Below are 4,668 nucleotides of genomic sequence, written 5' to 3'. Positions count from 1 at the left end.
CCGGACGACGAGACGCAGGCGGCGCAGCGGCCGCGGCGCTGGCGCGCGACGGCGAGGTCGCCATGCTCATGAAGGGCAGCCTGCATACCGACCGCTACATGGGGCGCGGTGGTGGCGCGCGACGCGGGCCTGCGCACGGGCAGGCGGGTGAGCCACGCCTTCGTGATGTCCGCGCACGCCTATCCCAAGCTTTTCCTGCTGACCGATGCGGCGGTGAACATCGCACCCAGCCTGCAGGAAAAGGCCGACATCGCCCAGAACGCCATCGACCTGGCGCGCGCGCTCGGCGTGGAGCGTCCCAAGGCCGCGGTGCTGTGCGCCACCGAATCCGTCAACCCGTCCATGCCGGCCACGCTGGACGCGGCGGCGCTCTCGAAAATGGCCGACCGCGGACAGATACGCGGCGGCGACATCGACGGGCCGCTGGCCTTCGACAACGCCATATCGCGCCAGGCCGCCGAGCAGAAGGGCATCCGCTCCTGCGTGGCGGGCGACGCCGACATCCTGCTCGTGCCCGACATCGAGGCCGGCAACATGCTCTACAAGGAACTGACCTGGATGGCTGCGCGCGGCGCGGCGGGACTGGTGCTGGGCACGCGCGTGCCGGTGCTGCTCACCAGCCGTTCGGACACGGTGCAGGCGCGGGTGGACAGCTGCGCGCTGGCCGTGCTGTACTGCCCGCGCGCTGGGAAGGGTAGCGCGGCCGCGCGGGCGGCTGGCACCAACAAGTGTGGCCGTCTGGTACTAAGCCCGGCCCGCCCGGATGGCTACGCTTATGCCACAGCCCGGCCACGCAAGGCCCGGGCGCAATAACTCAAGGGGATGAATATGCGCAGGCGCATGGCGGTTCCTGGCTTCGATGGCCGCCGCGGCGGCGATGGCGGCGGGCGCGCAGGGCGCGCTGGCGGCCGACGCGCCCAAGCCCGGCGGGTACGCTGGTGATCGGCTCCACGCAGGTGCCGCGGCATCTCAACGGGGCCGTGCAATCGGGCATCGCCACCGCCATGCCCAGCACGCAGTTGTTCGCCAGTCCGCTGCGTTTCGACGCCGACTGGAAGCCGCAGCCTTACCTGGCCGAGTCCTGGGAGCTGTCGCCCGATGCGCGCACGCTGACCCTGCATCTGCGCAAGGACGCGGTGTTCCACGACGGCAAGCCCGTCACCGCCGAAGACGTGGCGTTCTCGGTCATGGCGGTCAAGCAGAATCATCCGTTCCAGAGCATGCTGGCGCCGGTGGAGAAGGTGGACACGCCCGACCCGCATACGGCCGTGCTGCACATGTCCAAGCCTCACCCCGCGATCCTGCTGGCCATGTCGCCGGCGCTGATGCCGGTGCTGCCCAAGCACATTTATGGCGATGGGCAGGACCTGAAGTCGCATCCGCGCAATTCGGCGAACGTGGTGGGCTCCGGGCCGTATGTGCTCAAGGAGTTCAAGCCGGGCCAGGAAGTGGTGCTGGAGCGCTTCGACAAGTTCTTCCTCAAGGGCAGGCCCTATCTGGACCGCGTGGTGGTGAAGATCAACCCCGACGCCACCAACCTGCTCATCGGCCTGGAACGCGGCGACATCCAGGTGTTGCCCTACATGACCGAGCCCTCCATTCTGCGGCGGGCCAAGGACAACGCCGCGCTGGCCATGACCAGCCGCGGCTACGAGGGCATCGGCGCGCTGAGCTGGCTGGCCTTCAATACCGCGCGCAAACCGCTGGACGACGTGCGCGTGCGCCAGGCCATCGCCTACGCGGTGGACAAGCGCTTCATTACCAAGGCGCTCAACGGCGGCTTCGCCACGCCGGCCGATGGCCCCATCATCGGCACCAGCCCCTTCGCCGCGCAGGACGTCAAGAAGTATCCGCTCGATCTCAAGCGCGCGGAGCAGCTGCTGGACGAGGCGGGGTTCAAGAAAGACGGCAACGGCCAGCGCATGTCGCTCACCGTGGACTACATGCCGGGCAGCGACGTGCAGGGCAAGAACGTGGCCGAGTATCTGCGCAGCCAGCTCAAGAAGATCGGCGTGGCGGTGCAGGTGCGCGCTTCGCCCGATTTTCCGACCTGGGCCAAGCGCATCGCCGGCAAGGATTTCGACATGACCACCGACATCGTCTTCAACTGGGGCGATCCGGTCATCGGCGTGCACCGCACCTACCTGTCCACCAACATCCGCGACATCATCTGGACCAATACGCAGTCTTACGCCAACCCCAGGGTGGACGCGCTGCTGGAGCAGGCCGGCGTGGAAACCGACGAAGCCAGGCGCAAGGCGCTGTACGCGGAATTCCAGAAGATCGTCACGGAAGACCTGCCGATCGATTTCCTGACGGTGATCCCATACCACACCCTTTACTCCAGGAAGGTGCACGGGCTGCCCGACGGCATCTGGGGCCTGCTCTCGCCCCTGGACGAAACCTACATCCAGTAGCGGGAGGGCGCCATGCTGCGATACCTGGGGCGACGTCTGGCGTATGCATTGTTGCTGCTGCTGGCGGTGGTCACGCTGAATTTCCTGCTGATCCACATCTCGCCGGGCGATCCGGTCGAAACCATCGCCGGATCCATGGGCGGCATCAGCGAGGAGCTGCGGGCGCAGTTGCGCGCCCAGTACGGGCTGGACAAGCCGTTCCTGACGCAGCTCGGGCTCTACCTGATGCAGGTGCTGCATGGCGACCTTGGCTATTCCTATTATTTCAACCTGCCGGTGTCGCAGCTGATCTGGGACCGCGTGCCCGCCACGCTGCTGCTGGTGGTGACGGCCGTGCTGGGCGCCTTCATCTCGGGCACGCTGCTGGGCACGCTGGCCGCCAGGAAGCCCAACGGGCCGCTTTCGCAGGGCATCACGCTGTTGTCCATCGTGGGGTACTCGGCGCCGGTGTTCTGGACCGGCATCATTCTCATCATCCTGTTCGCCTCGGTGCTGCCGGTGTTTCCGGTATCCGACATGCGCAGCGCCGGCGGGCCGGACGAAGGCTGGGCGGGCGCGGCCGACGTGCTGCATCATCTGGCGCTGCCCGCCTTCACGCTGGGTTTCGTGTACCTGGCGCAGTACAGCCGGCTCGCGCGCGCCAGCGTCATGGAGGCGTTGTCGGCGGATTACATCCGCACGGCCCGCGCCAAGGGTCTGGCGGAAAACACGGTGCTCTACAAGCACGCCCTGCGCAACGGCGTGCTGCCGGTGGTCACCATGCTGGGCCTGCAGTTCGGCAATGTGCTGGCCGGGGCCATTCTGGTGGAGACGGTGTTCAACTGGCCCGGCCTGGGCCGGCTGGCGTTCGATTCGGTGCTGCGCCGCGACTATCCCACGCTGCTCGGCATTCTGCTGTTCGCCTCGATGCTGGTGGTGGTGATGAACCAGCTCACCGACGCGGCCTATCGCCTGATAGACCCCAGGATCAAGACCTCATGAGCCAGACTCCCGTCGCACCCCTCGACCGGGTTCCCGCCGCCGCGAGCCGCGCGCCGGCTCCGCAGTCCTGGGAATCCCTGCGCGTATTCTTCCGCAACCCCTCGGCCGTGTTCGGCGTGATGCTGCTGCTGGCCATCCTCGCGGTCACGCTGGTCGGGCCGGTGCTCATGCCCGCCGACCCGTTCGAAATCGCCGGGGCTCCCATGGACCCGCCGGGCGCCGACCTGCCGCTGGGCACCGACTACCTGGGCCGGCGAGGTGCTCGTGGGCATCGTGCACGGGGGACGCGCCCACGCTGCTGGTGGCGTGGTGGCGGCCGTGCTGTCGGTGCTGATCGGCGTGACCGTGGGCGCGCTCGCCGGCTACTACGGCGGCTGGATCGACGAGGCGCTGATGCGCGTGACGGAGTTCTTCCAGGTGTTGCCCACGCTGCTCTTCGCCATGGTGCTGGTGACGCTGTTCTCGCCCTCGCTGGCGACCATCGCCGTAGCCATCGGCGTGGTGAGCTGGACGGGCACCGCCCGCCTGGCGCGCGGCGAGTTCCTGCGGCTCAAGCGGCGCGAATACGTGCTTGCCGAGAGAGTCATCGGGGCCCGCGACGCGCGCATCATCTGGCGCGTGATCCTGCCCAACGCGCTGGCCCCGCTCATCGTGTCGGCCACGCTGGCCGTGGGCACGGCCGTGCTCTTCGAGGCGGGCCTGTCCTTCCTGGGCCTGGGCGACCCCAACATCATGAGCTGGGGCCTGATGATAGGCAGCAACCGGCCCTACATTCTCACGGCCTGGTGGGCCGTGACCTTGCCCGGCGCCGCCATCTTCCTCACGGTGCTGGCGGTCAGCCTGATCGGCGACGGTCTGAACGACGCCCTCAATCCCAACTCGCGGGGGCGGGCGGGCATGACGGCGGCGCGCGAGGCGCGATGGATATTGCGGGCGATGCGGCCGGCATCGGCGGGCGCGCCCGCCACGGTGCTGCAGGTGGAAGACCTGTCGCTGGAGTTCCGCGCAGCCTGATCGGCGACGGTCTGAACGACGCCCTCAATCCCAACTCGCGGGGGCGGGCATGACGGCGGCGCGCGAGGCCGCGATGGATATTGCGGGCGATGCGCCGGCATCGGCGGGCGCGCCCGCCACGGTGCTGCAGGTGGAAGACCTGTCGCTGGAGTTCCGCGCCCGCGGCCGCAGCGCCGAGGTGCTGAGCTGCGTGAGCTTCGCGCTGCGGGCCGGCGAAACGCTGTGCCTGGTGGGCGAATCGGGCTGTGGCAAGAGC

The 4,668-nt window shown here is 68.5% G+C and carries 2 protein-coding genes and 3 pseudogenes; all 5 read left to right on the top strand.

Translation table 11 applies throughout. The annotated features are described in order from the left end of the window. Window positions 1-111: 111 nt before the first annotated feature. Window positions 112-813: a bifunctional enoyl-CoA hydratase/phosphate acetyltransferase gene (locus AD428_RS23130; RefSeq protein ID WP_369798822.1), complete on the top strand. Its 702-nt coding sequence runs from the start codon at window positions 112-114 to the stop codon at window positions 811-813. A gap of 64 nt (window positions 814-877) precedes the next feature. Then, window positions 878-2,417 (top strand): annotated as a pseudogene (locus tag AD428_RS23125) (ABC transporter substrate-binding protein). A gap of 12 nt (window positions 2,418-2,429) precedes the next feature. After that, a complete protein-coding gene (locus tag AD428_RS23120) occupies window positions 2,430-3,398 on the top strand; it encodes an ABC transporter permease (protein ID WP_053246715.1) in 969 nt (322 codons plus the stop codon). After that, window positions 3,395-4,289 (top strand): annotated as a pseudogene (locus AD428_RS23115) (ABC transporter permease); the annotation flags it as partial. The gene AD428_RS23120 and the pseudogene AD428_RS23115, both read left to right, overlap by 4 nt. Window positions 4,290-4,485: 196 nt before the next feature. Then, window positions 4,486-4,668 (top strand): annotated as a pseudogene (locus AD428_RS23110) (hypothetical protein); the annotation flags it as partial.

Source organism: Achromobacter sp. DMS1 (assembly GCF_001270295.1).
The sequence above is the reverse complement of the archived record's forward strand: the minus strand, read 5'-3'. Positions and strand labels throughout refer to the sequence as shown.